Source organism: Ruegeria sp. AM9 (genome assembly GCF_056540565.1).
Window position 1 is genome coordinate 1 of sequence record NZ_JBQFWY010000039.1, and the last position, 1,056, is coordinate 1,056.

Genomic DNA, 1,056 nt, shown 5'->3' on the forward strand with positions numbered 1-1,056 from the left:
CACCTGGGTCCGGCGGCGCGACAGGGTCCGGATCAACAGTGGTGCCATCAGTTGGGTATGTAACGTCCGACCAATCTGGTCCAGCCAGGTTCTTGTAATAGGAGTCACTTTGGCTTGGCCGGGCGCTGCCTTTTGTGACGCCAGTGCCGTTTACATCTTCAGGGGCGTAAAAACCTGTGTTTGACGTCTTGGAAAGACTGACCTTCCCCAAAAGCTTCACGCCGCTCCAGTGGACATCATAGCCGGATTTAACAAGGAAAACCCTGTCCGTGCTGCCGGAATCCGTGTTCTCGACTACGGAATTTTCCAGGCGAATATTTTGCGAAACCCATTTCGTGGCGTTGTTCTCGTTCAGAACCTGATTACTGGTTCGATCCAGTGTCGAGACGATGATTGAGGTAGTGCTCTGATCGATGAATTCCGAATTTTTGATCAGGATATTTTGGTTTGTAGGTCCGCCGAAGGCGAAATCGTCGCTGGAATCATAGATGTCCTTGATATCTATGCCTGACCAGTTCCGGACAAAATAGCTGTCTGTGACGACGGAGTCCCTAAATCCTCCGGTGGTGTCAATGCCGTCTCTGTTATTATTAAGAAAGACGGATTCCGAGATGGTTGCGTTCGATGTATGCCTCGCACCCGACGCCACAACGGTTTTAATGCCGTCCCCCAAAGAGTTTTGAAACAGGGAATTGTGCACAGTGGGGTTTTTAACGTCTCCCAAAAAGCGCACCTGCATAAAGCCGCCATCAAATTTGGTATCTTCGATAAGAAGATTGTCGGCTTCCCGAACGTCTATAAAAATTGTGACATTGCCTTCAAAAGAGCTGTTGAGAACGCTGACGCCGTCACCCTCCACAACGAACTTGCCTTGCGTTTGATGATAGTCGACGCCGGACTTGGGACTTAGGCCCTCGTATCCTGTATTCGGGGTTTTGCTGTGGGTGACCGTTAGATCAACGACAGTATTGGCCTCCCCCAGGAAAAACAGAGGCGACTGATTGGTCGCAGTATCAATAATATCTATTCCTGCCCCCGGTGCCCCCCCTGCAAGGG

At 50.7% G+C, this 1,056-nt stretch carries 1 protein-coding gene; it reads right to left on the reverse strand.

Translation table 11 applies throughout. From position 1 onward, the window contains the following. Positions 1 to 1,056 (reverse strand): right-handed parallel beta-helix repeat-containing protein (locus tag ACR0DO_RS19460; protein ID WP_480561091.1); only part of this gene is annotated, 1,056 nt, incomplete at both ends.